Below are 15432 nucleotides of genomic sequence, written 5' to 3' on the forward strand. Positions count from 1 at the left end.
GCCTTTCTCATTTAAAATACATGAAAACCGGTTCTTTTTATTGTTTCAATTCATGGCTCCGGCCTTTGTGAACATCTGTTCGACCTGCGCGGCAAGCAGGCTGTGCTCCGGCGCTTCCAGCAGGGGGTCTGCGGCCAGCAAAGCGGCGGCCTCGGCCTGAGCGGCGTGAAGAGTGCGGGTGTCGTTCATCAGGTCGGCAATCTGCAGGGTGGGCAGGCCGTGCTGGCGGCTGCCGAAAAAGTCGCCGGGGCCGCGGGTCTCAAGGTCGAACTGCGCCACGGCAAAGCCGTCCGAGGTGGAGCAGAGGAACTTGAGCCGCTTCTGGACGCTCTCGGCGGTGTTGTCGCTGACAAGGAAGCACCAGCTCTCGGCGGCACCCCGGCCCACGCGGCCCCGCAGTTGGTGCAGGGCACTCAGGCCGTAGCGCTCGGCATTCTCGATGACCATGACGGTGGCGTTGGGGACATCCACGCCCACCTCGATGACGGTGGTGGATACCAGGGCATCCAGCCGGCCGGCTTTGAAATCGTCCATTACAGCGGCTTTTTCCTTTGGCTTGAGCTTACCGTGCATCAGGCCGACCCGGCGGTCGGGGAGAAGGGCTTTGGCAATGTCCTCGTAGTAACTCTTCACAGCGTTCAACCCGCCGTCCGGCGTGTCCTCGATGGCGGGACAGACGATATATACCTGCCGTCCGGCTCCGATCTCCCGGTCAAGAAAGCCGTAGAGATCCCGCCGCTTTTTTCCGGTGATGCACCGGGTCTTGACGGGCTTGCGGCCCGGGGGCAGCTCGTCGAGAATGGAAATGTCCAGATCACCGTAGATCAGCAGGCCCAATGTGCGTGGAATGGGCGTGGCGCTCATCACCAGCAGATGGGGGTTCGCGGCCTTTTCGGCCAGCATTCCGCGCTGGCGCACGCCAAAGCGATGCTGCTCGTCCACCACAGCCAGACCCAGCCGGGCAAACTCCACGCCCTCGCTCAGGATGGCGTGGGTGCCCACCACAAGGTCGGCCTCGTCACTGCGGATGGCAGCCAGCGTGGTGCGGCGGGCGGCGGCCTTCATGCCGCCGGTCAGCAGGGCCACACGCATCCCGAAGGGGGCCAGCATCCGGTTCAGATTCTCTGCGTGCTGGGCGGCAAGGATCTCGGTGGGGGCCAGCAGGGCCGCCTGGTATCCGCTGCGGATGCAGGCCCAGATGGCGGCGGCGGCAACCAGCGTCTTGCCGCTGCCCACATCGCCCTGCAAAAGGCGGTTCATGGAGGTGCTGCCGGACAGATCGGTCAGAATTTCGTCTACGGCCCGGCGCTGGGCACCGGTGGGGGAGAAGGGGAGCGATGCCCAGAAGGGGGCCGGGTCGAGCCGCTGCATGGGTGCACCGGTGGAGGCGCTGCCCCGGTTCTTCATTCGTCCAATGCCCAACTGGAGCACCAGCAGCTCCTCGTAGATGAGCCGCCGCCGGGCTGCAAAAGCCTCCTCTTCCGTGGCAGGGCAGTGGATGGCCCGCACGGCATCGGCCTTGGAGAGCAGGCGGTATTTTTTCAGCATCTCCTCTGGCAGCGGGTCGGGCAGGAGTTCCGCATGGGGGAGCAGCTGCCGGATGCATTTTGCGATCACAGTGCTGGAAAGCCCCTCGGTCTGGGGGTAAACGGCCTCGAAGGGAGCGGCGGTGATCTGTGCCGCTGTGCGCACCTGCGGGTTGACCATCTGACGGCGAAGCATCCCGCCGGTCACGATGCCCTCAAAATAGTATTCCTGCCCCAGCTCCAGCTTCTGGGTGGCATAGGGATTGTTGAACCAGGTGATCTCCAGGCTGGAAACATCATCCCCGGCGGTGATGCGCTCCATCCGCCGCCCGCCCGGCAGGATGCGCCCGGCAGGTTTGGCGAACACCTCGGCCTTTACCACGCACTCGGTGTCTGGCGGGGCCTCGGCAATGGAGTAGGGACGGGAAAAATCGATGTAACGCCGGGGATAGTGGCAGAGCAGGTCGGCCAGTGTCACGATGCCCAGCTTCTCGAACCGCTCGGCGGTCTTGGGCCCCACGCCCTTGAGGTAGCGCACCGGCGTGTCCGGGGTCAGGGTGGTGTGATGTTCAGCGGGCATGGCAGGCCCTCCTTTCCGCAAAAATAGTATCCCCATTGTAACACGGGAACGGGGAAAAATCTGCCTTACAAAATCCGCTTTTGAAGATCCTCAACAGAAGGCAGCTGCTTTTCAAACTCTTCCGGCAGGCAGCTTGTGATACGGTATGCGCTGACTCCGATGGGTTTGCTCATATCTTTAAGGGAGTACTCTGCAACCAGATCGTTCTTGCTTTTGCAGAGAAGAAGGCCGATGGAAGGGTGATCCTGCTCTTTTTTCAGTAATCCATCTACCGCAGAAAGATAGAAATTGAGCTGTCCGGCATACTCTGGTTTGAATTCACCGGTTTTCAATTCGATCACAACATAACAGCGCAGGCTCAGATTATAAAACAGCAGGTCGATATAAAAATCATCACCGCCGACATTCAGATGATACTGGTTGCCCAGAAAAGCAAAGCCAGTGCCCAGCTCCAGCAAAAGCTTGGTGACATCTTTGACAAGAGCCTGCTCGATATCCCGCTCAAGCATATTTTCCTTCAAAGGGATAAAATCAAAGAGATAGGGGTCTTTCATCGTTTGCAAGGCAAGCTCACTTTGCGAGGCGGGCAGACGAGCTTCAAAATTTGTGATTTTTGATGCAATGGCCTGACGTTGATATAATCCACCCTCGATCTGATGAATCAAAACATTCCGAGACCAACCGTTTTCAATAACTTTTTCAGCGTACCATAGGCGTTCTTCTGGTGAGGAAAGCTTATCCAGGAGAACGGTATTGTGTCCCCACGGAATTTGTGCAACAGGCTGTTGCACAAATTCCTCGTCAGGGTAAGCAAGTGCAAATTTTGCCATATACTTCAAGTTCCGAACGGAATAACCGGAAGCGTCCGGAAAAGCAAGTTTGATATCGGCAGAAAGGCTTTCAATGAATTTGCTGCCCCAGGTCTTATGTGCATTGATCGTATTGCCGATCGTATGATAGAGAAGCAGAAGCTCCCGGTTGACACTGACAGATGCGCGATACTGCGCCGCGCGAATTTCCTGCTTGATGGATTCAACGGTATTCAGATATTCGCTGGAATTCAAGAGCACTTTGCCGGCCCCCTTCGCAAAAATAGTATCACCATTGTAACACGGGAACGGGGAAAAGAAAAGCAAAACAAAAAATCCCGGAAGCCGCAGCTTCCGGGAACTTTTGGAGGTGACGACCAGATTTGAACTGGTGGATGAGGGTTTTGCAGACCCTTGCCTTACCACTTGGCCACGTCACCATATTTGGAGTGAATATTTCCACTCCATTTGGAGCGGCCGACGAGGCTCGAACTCGCTACCTCCACCTTGGCAAGGTGGCGCTCTACCAGATGAGCTACGGCCGCATATTGGTGCATTTACCCTTGCACCACAGGGAAAGACGACCCGGATCGGGCTCGAACCGACGACCCCCAGCGTGACAGGCTGGTGCTCTAACCAACTGAGCTACCGGGCCATATCCGGAGCGATTATTACCACTCCGTTATGGAGCGGCCGACGAGGCTCGAACTCGCTACCTCCACCTTGGCAAGGTGGCGCTCTACCAGATGAGCTACGGCCGCATGTCAGAGGAACAGGAGTAATTCTTGTTCTTCTGAAAGGTGGTGCCTCCGATCGGAATCGAACCAATGACACGGGGATTTTCAGTCCCCTGCTCTACCGACTGAGCTACAGAGGCGCACCGGACGATGATTATTATACCTGAAATTTTGATTTTGTAAAGGGGTAAATTCAAATTTTTTGAAAAAAACTGAAACTTTTTTCGTTTTATGCGTTTCAACGCGCAAAATAAGAATGACTTTCTGGGCTTTTTTCTGCCGGATCGGGAGGACAAGAAATCTGCCCGAAGAAATTGACAAGTAATACAACCTATGGTTTAATAAAAGAAAAGAACACCGACGCTTTTGCTCTTTACACATCGCTTATACTTATTATAAGGGAAAGAGCAAAGGCGTTTTGATTTGACGACCTGCTCATTACAAGAGAACAGGCCCGGAGGACAGCATGGCAAGAAAACAGGAATATGGCAACGAAAGCATTACTTCGCTGAAGGGTGCCGACCGTGTGCGCAAGCGCCCGGCCGTCATCTTTGGCTCAGACGGCGTGGAGGGCTGCGCCCACTCTATTTTTGAGATCGTCTCCAACTCCATCGATGAAGCCCGCGATGGCCATGGCGATACCATCAATGTGACCCGCTGCAAGGACGGCAGCGTGATCGTGGAGGACTTTGGCCGCGGTATGCCCGTGGACTGGAACAACGGCGAGGGCCGCTACAACTGGGAGCTGCTGTTCTGTGAGATGTACGCGGGCGGCAAATACGGTGAGGGCGAGGACAACTACGAGTTCAGCCTGGGCCTGAATGGCCTGGGCCTGTGCGCCACCCAGTACGCCTCTGCCTGGATGACCGCCGATATCTACCGCGACGGCTTTCATTACCACCTCGACTTCAAAAAGGGTGAGAACGTGGGCGGCCTGCAGAAGGAGCCCTACAAGGGCCGCCGTACCGGCAGCATCATCCACTGGAAGCCCGATGATGAGGTGTTTACGGACATTGACGTGCCCGGCAGCTACTATAAGGATGTGCTGCGCCGTCAGGCCGTGGTCAACGCGGGCCTGACCCTGAACTTTACGGACGAAAAGGAGAAGGACCCCGCCACCGGCAAGCCCTGGAAGGAGAGCTGGTGCTACCAGAACGGCATTGCCGACTATGTGCAGGAGGTGGCAGGAGAGGATACCCTGACCCCGGTGTTCAGCTGCGAAAGCGAGGCCTCCGGCCGTGACCGTGAGGATCAGCCGGATTATAAGGTGCGGATGAGCGCTGCCTTCTGCTTCTCCAATAAGGTGCAGCTGCTGGAATACTATCACAACTCCTCCTGGCTGGAACACGGCGGCAGCCCCGAGCACGCCGTCCGTACGGCTTTTGTCTACCAGATCAACAAATACCTGAAGGACAAGAACCTCTATAAGAAGGGCGAGAGCGCCATCAGCTTCCAGGATGTGCAGGACTGCCTGGTCTACGTCTCGTCCAGCTTCTCCACCCGTACCAGCTACGAGAACCAGACCAAAAAGGCCATCACGAACAAGTTCGTCTCGCAGGCCATGACTGATTTCCTCAAGCATTACCTGGAGGTCTACTTCCTTGAAAAGCCGGAGGAGGCCCAGAAGATCTGCCAGCAGGTGCTGGTGAACAAGCAGAGCCGCGAGCACGCCGAAAAGACCCGCCAGAGCATCAAAAAGACGCTCTCCACCCAGATCGATCTGGCAAACCGGGTGCAGAAGTTCGTGGACTGCCGCACCAAGGATGCTTCCCGCCGGGAACTCTACATCGTGGAGGGCGATTCCGCTATGGGCGCGGTCAAGCAGAGCCGCGACAGTGAATATCAGGCCATCATGCCCATCCGCGGCAAGATCCTGAACTGCCTGAAGGCCGATTACGCCCGCATCTTCAAGTCCGATGTCATCGTGGACCTTATCAAGGTCATGGGCTGCGGCGTGGAGCTGGGCGGCAAGCACAACAAGGAGCTTGCCACCTTCAACATCGATAACCTGCGCTACAACAAGATCGTCATCTGTACCGATGCTGACGTGGACGGCTACCAGATCCGCACGCTGGTGCTGACCATGCTCTACCGGCTGACCCCCACTTTGATCAACGAGGGCTATGTCTATATCGCGGAATCGCCGCTGTATGAGATCACCACAAAGGATCACACCTATTTTGCCTACACCGAACCGGAAAAGGCAGCATTCCTGAAGGAGATTGGCGACAAAAAGTATACCATCCAGCGCTCCAAAGGTCTGGGCGAAAACGACCCCGAGATGATGTGGCTGACTACCATGAACCCCGAGAGCCGCCGCCTGATCAAGGTGCTGCCCACGGACGTGGAGGAAACGGCCCGGGTGTTTGACCTGCTGCTGGGAGATAACCTTGCCGGACGCAAAGAACATATTGCACAGCACGGCGCGGAATATCTGGATGATCTGGATGTGAGCTGAGAACCCTCTCCGTCATCGCTGACGCGATGCCACCTCTCCCGAAGGGAGAGGTCTGGCACAAGAGGGAAACTTTGCGGAACGACCCCAAAAGCTCCCCCCTCGGGGGAGCTGGCTGCGCAGCAGCCTGAGAGGGTTTTTCCCTATGGAGAGGAACTATAATGGCAAAACGAACAACCAAAAAAACGACCAAGCCTGTCCGCCCGCAGCTGGGCGACGGCGTTGAGATCCTGAACGCGGGCAGTGTGCTGGAAGATCCCATTACCAGCACGCTGGAGACCAACTATATGCCCTACGCGATGAGCGTCATCGTCTCCCGCGCCCTGCCCGAGATCGATGGCTTCAAGCCCGCCCACCGCAAGCTGCTGTACACCATGTACGGCATGGGCCTGCTGAAGGGGGCCCGCACCAAGTCGGCCAACATCGTGGGCAGCACCATGCACCTGAACCCCCACGGTGATGCCGCCATCTATGATACCATGGTGCGCATGGGCCGGGGCAACGAGAGCCTGCTGGTGCCCTTTGTGGACAGCAAGGGCAACTTTGGCAAGGCGTACAGCCGGGATATGTCCTGCGCCGCTGCCCGTTATACCGAGGCCAAGCTCGAGGGAGTCTGCGAGGAACTGTTCCGGGATATCGATAAGGAGACCGTGGACTTTGTGCCTAACTACGACGGCACCACCACCGAGCCGACCTTGCTGCCCGTGACCTTCCCCACCATTCTGGCCAACAATACCCTGGGCATTGCAGTCGGCATGGCCTGCAACATCTGCTCCTTCAATCTGGCAGAGCTGTGCGCCACCACCGTGGCCCTGATGAAGGATCCCAAACACGATATCTCCACCACCATGCCTGCCCCGGATTTCGTGGGCGGCGGCCAGATCCTGTACGATGAGGCCCAGATGCGGGAGGTCTATGAGAATGGCCGGGGCAGCATTAAGGTGCGTGCCCGGTACAATGTGGTGCCCGGCGAGAATATGCTGGAGATCACGCAGATCCCGCCCACCACCACTGTGGAAGCCATCATGGACAAGATCGCCGAGCTGGTCAAGGCGGGCAAGGTCAAAGAGATCAGCGATATGCGGGATGAGACCGACCTGAACGGCCTCAAGCTGACCCTTGACCTCAAGCGCGGTGTAGACCCGGAAAAGCTGATGGCCAAGCTCTACAAGACCACCCCGCTGGAGGACAGCTTCAGCTGCAACTTCAACGTGCTGGTGTCCGGTCAGCCCCGGGTCATGGGCGTGCGGGAGATCCTGCAGGAGTGGACCGCTTTCCGCATGGAGTGTGTCCGCCGCCGCACCTACTACGATCTCCACGGCAAGGAAAAGCGGCTCCACCTGCTCAAGGGCCTTGCCGCCATCCTGCTGGATATCGATAAGGCCATCCATATCATCCGCACCACCGAGGAGGAGACTGAGGTGGTGCCCAACCTGATGATCGGCTTTGGCATCGACGAGGTGCAGGCCGACTATGTGGCTGAGATCAAGCTGCGTCACCTGAACCGGGAGTATATCCTCAAGCGGACGGGTGAGATCGAACAGCTGGAAAAGGACATTGCCGACCTGAACGATATTCTGGCAAAGCCTGCCCGCATCCGCCGCATCATCATCAATGAGCTGAACGATGTGGCCAAAAAGTACGCACAGCCCCGCCGCAGCGAGATCCTGTATGATCTGCCCGAGGAGGAGAGCGGTGCCGAAGAGGAATCCATCCCGGATTATCCTGTTACCGTGTTCTTTACCCGTGAGGGCTACCTGAAAAAGATCCCGCCTCAGAGCCTGCGCACCGCCGGTGCCCACAAGCTGAAAGAGGGCGATGAGATCATCCATCAGGTGGAGACGCGGAACAACGTGGAGGCCCTCTTCTTTACCGACAAACAGCAGGTGTACAAGGTGCGCCTGAACGAGCTGGAGGACGGCAAGGTGGCCCAGATGGGCATCTACCTGCCGGGCCGTCTGGGAATGGATGAGGGTGAGAATATTCTCGCTATGGTCATCACGGGCGATTACAGCGGCTATGTCCTCTTCTTCTTTGCGGGCGGCAAGTGCGCAAAGATCCCGCTGGCCTCTTACGCCACCAAGCAGAACCGCCGCAAGCTGCTCAAGGCCTACTCCGACAAGGAGCCGCTGGCAAAGCTGCTCTTCCTGCCCGAGGACACGGAGCTGGCCATCCGCACCAGCGCTGGCCGGATGCTGCTGGTCAACACGGCGCAGATCGCTGCCAAGACCACCCGCGACAGCCAGGGTGTTGCTGTTGTGACCCTGAAAAAGAACCAGACCATTGCATCTGTCGTCCCGGCGGAAACGCTGGAGCTTGCCAACCCCCACCGCTACCGTGTCCGCAGCCTGCCCGCCACCGGCGCGCTCATCCGCGCCGAGGACGAGGGGGAGCAGCTGACAATGCTGTAAAAAACTCCCCCAGTCTCGCATTCGCTCGACAGCCCCCTCTAGGATGGGGCCTTTGGCATGGCGGGAAAGCTTTTGCTTGAATTGCAAAGTATCCGGTTTCGCCAGAGGCTCCCTCTCCGAGGGAGCTGGCACGGCGTAAGCCGTGACTGAGGGAGTTCAAGCAGTAGCGGAGACAATTTTAAATCGTTTATCCTGAAAAGAGGAAGCTGTAATGCAGAATATTGACCTGATCTGTATTGGTAAAATGAACGCAAAATATTTTGCCGAGGGCGTGGCAGAGTACCAGAAGCGTCTGGCTGCCTTTGCGGCATTCCGGATCATCGAGCTGCCGGTGGAAAAGATCGAGGAGAAAAATGCCTCCGATACTGTGGTGAAAAAAGCACTGGATAAGGAAGGAAAAGCCATCCTCTCCAATGTCCGCAAGGGTGCTGCCATCGTTGCCATGTGCATTGAGGGCAGGCAGATCTCCTCCGATGAGCTGGCGCAGTTCCTGGCCGACCGCGCAAACAGCGGGGCAGGGGATGTGGCGTTCGTCATCGGCTCCTCCCACGGCCTGTCCGATGAGGTGAAAAAAGCCGCAGCCCTCAGATTCAGTATGGGCCGCATCACCATGCCCCATCAGCTGGCTCGCCTGGTGTTGACCGAACAGATCTACCGGGCCTGTACCATCAATGCCGGTATGAAGTATCATAAGTAAAACTTGCAAAGAGAAACAGAGGACGGAACAGGCAGCCGTCGCCCGGTGTTAGGAGATGCGGGAAACGTCAACCCGCCTGTTTCTCAGAAAGAAAGGGCCGTTGCAGAAATGCAGCGGCCTTTTGCTTTACAAATATAAGAAAACATGATAAAGTAGAGATACGCGGCAGTGGGGAAAGCTGCCCGAAACAACACACACGACACGGCAAGCCAGCCGCGGACGGAAAGGATGTTATTACAATGGAACAGAGCGAAAAGACCCTTGATATGATCGTCAATCTCTGCAAGAACCGTGGTTACGTGTTCCCCGGTTCTGAGATCTATGGCGGTCTTGCCAACAGCTGGGACTACGGTCCCCTGGGCGTTGAGTTCAAGAACAACGTCAAGAAAGCATGGCTGAAGAAGTTTGTCCAGGAGAGCCCCTACAATGTGGGCCTGGATGCCGCTATCATTATGAACCCCCAGACCTGGGTGACCACCGGCCACGTTTCCAGCTTCTCTGACCCCCTGCTGGACTGCCGTGCCTGCAAGGCCCGCCACCGTGCCGATAAGCTGATCGGTGAGGAGCATCCCGAGGTCAATGTGGATGCCATGAGCTTTGATGAGATGGATCAGTTCATCGCCGACCACGAGGACATCGTCTGCCCTGTCTGCGGCAAGCATGACTTCACCCCCATCCGCAAGTTCAACCTGATGTTCAAGACTGCCATCGGTGTCACCGAGGACAGCTCTTCTACCTGCTACCTGCGCCCCGAGACCGCACAGGGCATTTTCGTCAACTTTGCCAACATCCAGCGCACCACCCGCCGCAAGCTGCCCTTTGGTGTCTGCCAGGTGGGCAAGGCCTTCCGCAACGAGATCACCCCGGGCAACTTCACCTTCCGCACCCGTGAGTTCGAGCAGATGGAGTGCGAGTTCTTCTGCAAGCCCGGCACCGATCTGGAGTGGTTCGCTTACTGGAAGAACTACTGCGAGAACTGGCTGCTGAGCCTGGGCATCAAGAAGGAGCACCTGCGCCTGCGTGACCACGAGCCCGCAGAGCTGGCCTTCTACAGCCGCGCTACCACTGATATCGAGTATGCCTTCCCGTTCACCGACTGGGGCGAGCTGTGGGGCATTGCAGACCGCACCAACTATGACCTGACCCGCCATCAGGAGGCCTCCGGCAAGAGCCTGGAGTACTTCGACAGCGAGACCAACGAGCACTACATCCCCTACGTGATCGAGCCCTCTCTGGGCTGCGACCGTGTGGCGCTGGCCTTCCTGTGCGAGGCTTACGATGAGGAGCATCTGGTCGATGCCAAGGGCAAGGAAGATGTCCGCACCGTCCTGCACCTGCATCCGGCTCTGGCTCCCTACAAGTGTGCTGTGCTGCCCCTGAGCAAGAAGCTGGGCGACAAGGCCATGGAGATCCGCAATGAGCTGAGCAAGTACTTCATGGTGGACTACGATGATACCGGTTCCATCGGCAAGCGTTACCGCCGCGAGGATGAGATCGGCACTCCCTACTGCATCACCGTGGACTTCGACACTGTGGGTGACGAGGCCAAGGGGATCGCAGCTGACAACTGCGTCACCGTCCGCGACCGTGATACCATGGAGCAGGTGCGTATGCCCATCTCCGAGCTCAAGAGCTATATCGAGAGCAAGATCGAGTTCTGATCCAAATAAAAACAGCCCCGCCGTTGCAATTTCGGCGGGGCTGTGGTATATTATAGATAAAGAGAGTGCTGTCCGGCAAACGGTCAGTACCTTCCCGGCAAGTTATTCACAAAGAATGACCGCTCAGGTTTGGACGCTGAGGGCGGTCATTTTTTGTGTGTAAAGATTTTCCATGCGATATCGAACACGCCAAAGCCGACGGTTGCAAGCAACGTCAGCAGGGCTAAAGTTTCCAATAGCGTCATAGAGCATCACCCCTTTCGCAGCAGAGCGTCAGGGGCACGACAAAAAATATTCGCCTCCCCGACGCTTGGGCCGGAAAGGTTAGACCGCTTACCGTATGTGGACAGCACTCCCAAGGTTAGTATAGCAGACGTTTCCCCGTTTTTCAACGACGGAAGCGTCTGTTTTCTTTTATCCGATGGACAGAATTGAAAAAAGAGGGTATACTTAGGGCAAAACAACCATGCCGTATTCTGCGGCAGAAAGGAACCTTTTGTGAAAAACTTTGATGAACTGCTCAAAAAATACGCTGACTTTATCGTCCGGGTGGGCGTGAACCCTCAGCCGGGCCAGACCATGATCATCCGCTGCCCGTTGGAGGCTGCCCCGCTGGCCCGCCTGTGCGTGCGCAGCGGCTTCGAGGCCGGAGCCCGTGATGTTCAGGTGGACTGGAGCGACAATGCCGTATCCCGCACCCGGATGGAGCTGGGCAGCGAGGAGGCCCTGACCGACAGCAAGCCCTACCAGCTGCGCCGCTACCTCGACTACGCAGAGAGCGAGGGCAGTGTCTGCGTGCTGCACCTCATTGCGGATGACCCCGAGGTCTACGCCGGTCTGGATGGTGCCAAGATCAGCCGTGTGAACGCCGCCAACCGGAAATTTATGGCTCCCTGGCGGGAGTACACCATGAACGACAGGGTGCAGTGGTCCATTGCCGCCATGCCCAGCGCCCCCTGGGCAAAGAAGATGTTCCCCGAGCTGGACACGGATGCCGCCATCGAGAAGCTGTGGCAGCTCATCTTTGATGTCTGCCGCGTGACCGGCGGTGACCCCGTCAACGAGTGGAAGGCACATCTGGACCGCCTGACGGGTCTGGGTGAGAAGATGAATGCTCTTGATCTGGAGAGCGTCCACTTTGAGAGCGCCAACGGCACTGACCTGACCGTGGGCCTGGCCGAGAAGGCCAGCTGGGAGAGCGCCGGCAGCAAGAACGAGAAGGGCGTGTTCTTCCTGCCCAACATCCCCACCGAGGAAGTGTTCACTGCTCCCCACAAGGATAAGGTGGACGGCATCGTCTACGGCACCAAGCCCTATGTGTTCAATGGCCAGCTCATCAAGGGATTCCATGTTACCTTCAAGGATGGCAAGGTCGTTGAGCATGGGGCCGAGGAGGGCGCTGACCTGCTGGGCCGGCTGCTGGATACCGACGAAGGTGCCCGCCATATCGGTGAGGTGGCACTGGTGCCCGCATCCAGCCCCATCAACCGCAGCGGCGCGCTGTTCTACAGCACCCTGTTCGATGAGAACGCTGCCTGCCACATCGCCTTTGGTGCCAGCTACCCTGGCACCACCGAGGGCGGCACCGGCCTGACCAAGGAGCAGCTGGAAGAGCGCGGCATGAACCAGTCTACCATCCATGAGGATGTGATGATCGGTGCAGAGGACAGCCATATCACCGGCAAGTGCCGTGACGGCCGTGTGGTGGAACTGTTCCGGAACGGTGTCTGGGTGCTGTAATCGTTCAATATAAATAATTCGTTAAATCCTTACAGTCTGTGATTAGTCTGTAAGGATTTTTGCTTATTTAGAACGACTAGAAACTCGATAATTGTATGAATGCACAAAAGATATTTCACATGAAAGAAAAATATTGACATCAAAAAAGGGGATGTTATACTTTTACTATAAAAAGTGCACTTTGACCGAACCACAAGACAAGATGAAAGGATGGAAATGCTATGAAGCGTTTGATGATGTTCCTATTGACCTTGGCTATGGTATGTACGATGGGCGTGATTTCTTTTGCAGAAGGAAATATCGCTCCGCATGATTTATCTCCGGAACCGATTATACCGGATGTATGCAGCCATTTGTATAGCTTTAAGTATGCTACAAGTGTATCGGAAACGGACCCGAAGACGGGTAGAACATATACGGTTACTACGGAGTATTATGTCTGCACAAATTGCGGTGCAGAATATATTGTGACCACGTATAAGTGATATTAATATGGGTAAGAGAAAGGAGATGCAAACTATGAAACGATTGACAGCGGTGCTATTAAGCCTTTTACTGGTTATATCTGTTGGTGCAACGGCTTTTGCGGCGTTTGACACCTCCAGAATCGATCAATATTTTGAAACAGAGACCCAGAAACGGATTGACAGTATGCTGGAGCTGGTTCTGGGAAAAGAAAAGGCAGAAGAACTTGTTGAAACTTCAAGAACTTCCAGCTATGATTTTACGCAAGTGGAAGCGTATGTAAATCAGCATGTGGCGCAGCAGTCGAGCGAAATGTTCCGTTTGATTGAAGCGGCAGAACAAAAAGCATGTGATGTATCCCCGGAACCGATTATACCTGATACCTGCAAGCATAATTATGATCTTGATAAGGTTGTCCGGGAGGAATTCCGGAATATGCCGATTGGAAGAGATTTTATCAAGGTGACTTATTATTATGTCTGTACCAAGTGTGGAGATACAAAAACAGAAGTGGAAACCTATGATGCATAAGAAGATTGTGAGAAGGTTTTGATTCTTGAAGTGCTGTGGTACGGCAAAGGATAAGGCAAAATTTCACGAAACCCCTTGCATAATTACCGGAAGTATGCTATATTCTAATAGTACGATATAACTTTTACTGAAACGTGGGCCGCAAGGTCCGCGTTTCTTGTTTGTTTGGAGGTTTTTATGGCGAAGCAGTCTGGCGGAAATACCGCCCAGAGGGTCGAAGCGCTTGTCCGCCCCACTGTGGAGGGCATGGGCCTGCGCCTGTGGGACGTGGTCTTTGAAAAGGAAGGGCCGGACTGGTATCTCCGTGTCCTCATCGACAAAACGGACGGCACCACCATGGACACCGACACCTGTGCCGATGTCTCCCATGCGCTGGACCCCATCCTGGATGAGGCGGACCCCATTGAACAGAGCTATTATCTGGAAGTCGGCAGCCCCGGCCTGGGCCGCAAGCTGACCCGCCCGGAGCACTACGAAGCCGTTCGGGGCCAGAAGATCAGCGTCAGGCTGTACCGGGCCAACGAGAACGGTGTTAAGGAGTTTTCTGGCCTCCTGACTTCCCGCGAAGGCAATACCATCACGCTCGAAGGCCCGGCCGGCCCCATGCAGTTCGAGCTTTCCGCCGTCAGCACGGTGCGCCTGTGTGACGACGAGGACCTGTTTGATTAAAAGAGAAAGAATGATATTTAGGAGGAACCTGAAAAATGGCTGCAGCGAACAATGATTTTTTTGAAGCTCTCTCCATGTTGGAGCATGAGCGCGGCATCACCGCAGAGTACCTGATCGAGAAGATCAAGGCTGCCATCGTGATCGCTGTCAAGAAGAACTATGAGGTCGAGGACGACAACGTTCTGGTGGAGATCGACCCCGACAGCGGCAAGTTCAACGTCGCTCTGGTGCAGAACGTTGTTGCCGATGAGGACTGGTACGATGAGCACGCCGAGATCGGCATCACCGAGGCCCAGAAGATCCGCAAGAGCTATGAGGTCGGCGACCGCGTTGTTACCCCCCTCAAGACCAAGGACTTCGGCCGCATTGCCGCCCAGACCGCAAAGCATGTCATCCGTCAGGGCATCCGGGAAGCCGAGCGCAGCCAGCAGCTGAGCGAGATCCAGTCCCGCGCCCATGATATCATCCAGGCCACCGTTACCCGTGTGGACAACGAGAAGGGCATTGTGGCCCTGGACCTGGGCAAGGGCGGCGAGGCCATCCTGCCCCGCAACGAGCAGGTGCCCGGCGAGACCTACACCGAGGGCCAGACCCTGCAGGTCTACGTTGTGGACGTGGTCAGCGGCGAGCGCGGTGCCCGCGTGATGATCAGCCGCACCCACCCGGGCCTGGTCAAGCGCCTGTTCGAGCTGGAAGTGCCCGAGATCTATGACGGCACCGTTGAGGTCAAGGCCATCAGCCGCGAGGCCGGTGCCCGCACCAAGATGGCTGTCTGGAGCAAGGATGCCAACGTCAACCCCGTTTCTGCCTGCATCGGCCCCCACGGCGACCGTGTGGCCGCTGTGGTCGAGAAGCTGGGCGGTGAGAAGATCGATATCGTCAAGTGGAGCGAGGATGTCTCCGAGTTCATTTCCGCTGCCCTGAGCCCCGCCAAGGTGCTCAAGGTCGAGCTGCTGCCCGGCGAGACCCGCTCCTGCCGCGTCACCGTGCCCGACCAGCAGCTGAGCCTGGCCATTGGCAACAAGGGTCAGAACGCCCGCCTGTGCGCCCGCCTGACCGGCTACAACATCGACATCCGTCCCGAGAGCGGCTACTACGGCGAGGACGAGGAGCCCAAGGCTGCCGAGCCCAAGACCGAGGACGCTGAGTAA

At 56.7% G+C, this 15432-nt stretch carries 11 protein-coding genes and 5 tRNA genes; 9 read left to right on the forward strand and 7 right to left on the reverse strand.

Going from position 1 to position 15432, the window contains the following annotated elements; all coding sequences use genetic code 11:
- Positions 1–45 precede the first annotated feature (45 nt).
- The 7 genes from recG to MTP42_RS04125 all read right to left on the reverse strand — a co-directional run bounded on the left by recG (position 46) and on the right by MTP42_RS04125 (position 3792).
- Positions 46–2106 (reverse strand): ATP-dependent DNA helicase RecG, encoded by a 2061-nt coding sequence (gene recG, locus MTP42_RS04095; RefSeq protein ID WP_035394160.1) that lies wholly within the window; start codon positions 2104–2106, stop codon positions 46–48.
- A gap of 65 nt (positions 2107–2171) precedes the next feature.
- Complete coding sequence (locus MTP42_RS04100) at positions 2172–3176, reverse strand: PDDEXK nuclease domain-containing protein (RefSeq protein WP_186850399.1); 1005 nt, start codon at positions 3174–3176, stop codon at positions 2172–2174.
- 104 nt (positions 3177–3280) lie between these two features.
- Positions 3281–3355: transfer RNA gene (locus MTP42_RS04105), tRNA-Cys, on the reverse strand.
- A gap of 29 nt (positions 3356–3384) precedes the next feature.
- Positions 3385–3460: transfer RNA gene (locus MTP42_RS04110), tRNA-Gly, on the reverse strand.
- A gap of 36 nt (positions 3461–3496) precedes the next feature.
- Positions 3497–3570 (reverse strand) — tRNA-Asp (locus MTP42_RS04115).
- 30 nt (positions 3571–3600) lie between these two features.
- Positions 3601–3676, reverse strand: a tRNA-Gly gene (locus MTP42_RS04120).
- 40 nt (positions 3677–3716) lie between these two features.
- Positions 3717–3792 (reverse strand) — tRNA-Phe (locus tag MTP42_RS04125).
- 326 nt (positions 3793–4118) lie between these two features.
- Here MTP42_RS04125 and MTP42_RS04130 point away from each other — a divergent pair.
- From MTP42_RS04130 to nusA, 9 genes are all read left to right on the forward strand, one after another.
- Positions 4119–6110 (forward strand): DNA gyrase/topoisomerase IV subunit B, encoded by a 1992-nt coding sequence (locus tag MTP42_RS04130; protein ID WP_097770972.1) that lies wholly within the window; start codon positions 4119–4121, stop codon positions 6108–6110.
- Between the two features lie 158 nt (positions 6111–6268).
- Positions 6269–8518 carry a DNA gyrase subunit A gene (locus MTP42_RS04135; protein WP_249258025.1) on the forward strand — a complete coding sequence of 750 codons (2250 nt, stop codon included), beginning with the start codon at positions 6269–6271 and terminating at the stop codon, positions 8516–8518.
- 211 nt (positions 8519–8729) lie between these two features.
- A complete protein-coding gene (gene rlmH, locus MTP42_RS04140) occupies positions 8730–9215 on the forward strand; it encodes a 23S rRNA (pseudouridine(1915)-N(3))-methyltransferase RlmH (protein ID WP_249258026.1) in 486 nt (161 codons plus the stop codon).
- A 239-nt stretch (positions 9216–9454) separates the two neighbouring features.
- Complete coding sequence (locus tag MTP42_RS04145; RefSeq protein ID WP_154276383.1) at positions 9455–10876, forward strand: glycine--tRNA ligase; 1422 nt, start codon at positions 9455–9457, stop codon at positions 10874–10876.
- A gap of 498 nt (positions 10877–11374) precedes the next feature.
- Positions 11375–12616 carry an aminopeptidase gene (locus MTP42_RS04150; protein WP_156068906.1) on the forward strand — a complete coding sequence of 414 codons (1242 nt, stop codon included), beginning with the start codon at positions 11375–11377 and terminating at the stop codon, positions 12614–12616.
- 221 nt (positions 12617–12837) lie between these two features.
- Positions 12838–13101: a hypothetical protein gene (locus MTP42_RS04155; protein WP_143405741.1), complete on the forward strand. Its 264-nt coding sequence runs from the start codon at positions 12838–12840 to the stop codon at positions 13099–13101.
- Between the two features lie 34 nt (positions 13102–13135).
- Positions 13136–13612 (forward strand): hypothetical protein, encoded by a 477-nt coding sequence (locus MTP42_RS04160; protein WP_156061964.1) that lies wholly within the window; start codon positions 13136–13138, stop codon positions 13610–13612.
- Between the two features lie 177 nt (positions 13613–13789).
- Complete coding sequence (gene rimP, locus MTP42_RS04165; RefSeq protein ID WP_097770978.1) at positions 13790–14281, forward strand: ribosome maturation factor RimP; 492 nt, start codon at positions 13790–13792, stop codon at positions 14279–14281.
- A 35-nt stretch (positions 14282–14316) separates the two neighbouring features.
- Complete coding sequence (gene nusA / locus MTP42_RS04170; RefSeq protein WP_097772526.1) at positions 14317–15432, forward strand: transcription termination factor NusA; 1116 nt, start codon at positions 14317–14319, stop codon at positions 15430–15432.

This window comes from Faecalibacterium sp. I2-3-92 (assembly GCF_023347315.1).
Lineage (GTDB): Bacteria > Bacillota > Clostridia > Oscillospirales > Ruminococcaceae > Faecalibacterium > Faecalibacterium duncaniae.

What these genes read in the sequence shown, in the direction of transcription:
- recG (WP_035394160.1), bottom strand. Translation starts at nt 2,106, where the DNA reads ATGCCCGCTGAACATCACACCACCCTGACCCCGGACACGCCGGTGCGC.
- MTP42_RS04130 (WP_097770972.1), top strand. Translation starts at nt 4,119, where the DNA reads ATGGCAAGAAAACAGGAATATGGCAACGAAAGCATTACTTCGCTGAAG.
- MTP42_RS04135 (WP_249258025.1), top strand. Translation starts at nt 6,269, where the DNA reads ATGGCAAAACGAACAACCAAAAAAACGACCAAGCCTGTCCGCCCGCAG.
- rlmH (WP_249258026.1), top strand. Translation starts at nt 8,730, where the DNA reads ATGCAGAATATTGACCTGATCTGTATTGGTAAAATGAACGCAAAATAT.
- MTP42_RS04145 (WP_154276383.1), top strand. Translation starts at nt 9,455, where the DNA reads ATGGAACAGAGCGAAAAGACCCTTGATATGATCGTCAATCTCTGCAAG.
- MTP42_RS04155 (WP_143405741.1), top strand. Translation starts at nt 12,838, where the DNA reads ATGAAGCGTTTGATGATGTTCCTATTGACCTTGGCTATGGTATGTACG.
- MTP42_RS04160 (WP_156061964.1), top strand. Translation starts at nt 13,136, where the DNA reads ATGAAACGATTGACAGCGGTGCTATTAAGCCTTTTACTGGTTATATCT.
- rimP (WP_097770978.1), top strand. Translation starts at nt 13,790, where the DNA reads ATGGCGAAGCAGTCTGGCGGAAATACCGCCCAGAGGGTCGAAGCGCTT.
- nusA (WP_097772526.1), top strand. Translation starts at nt 14,317, where the DNA reads ATGGCTGCAGCGAACAATGATTTTTTTGAAGCTCTCTCCATGTTGGAG.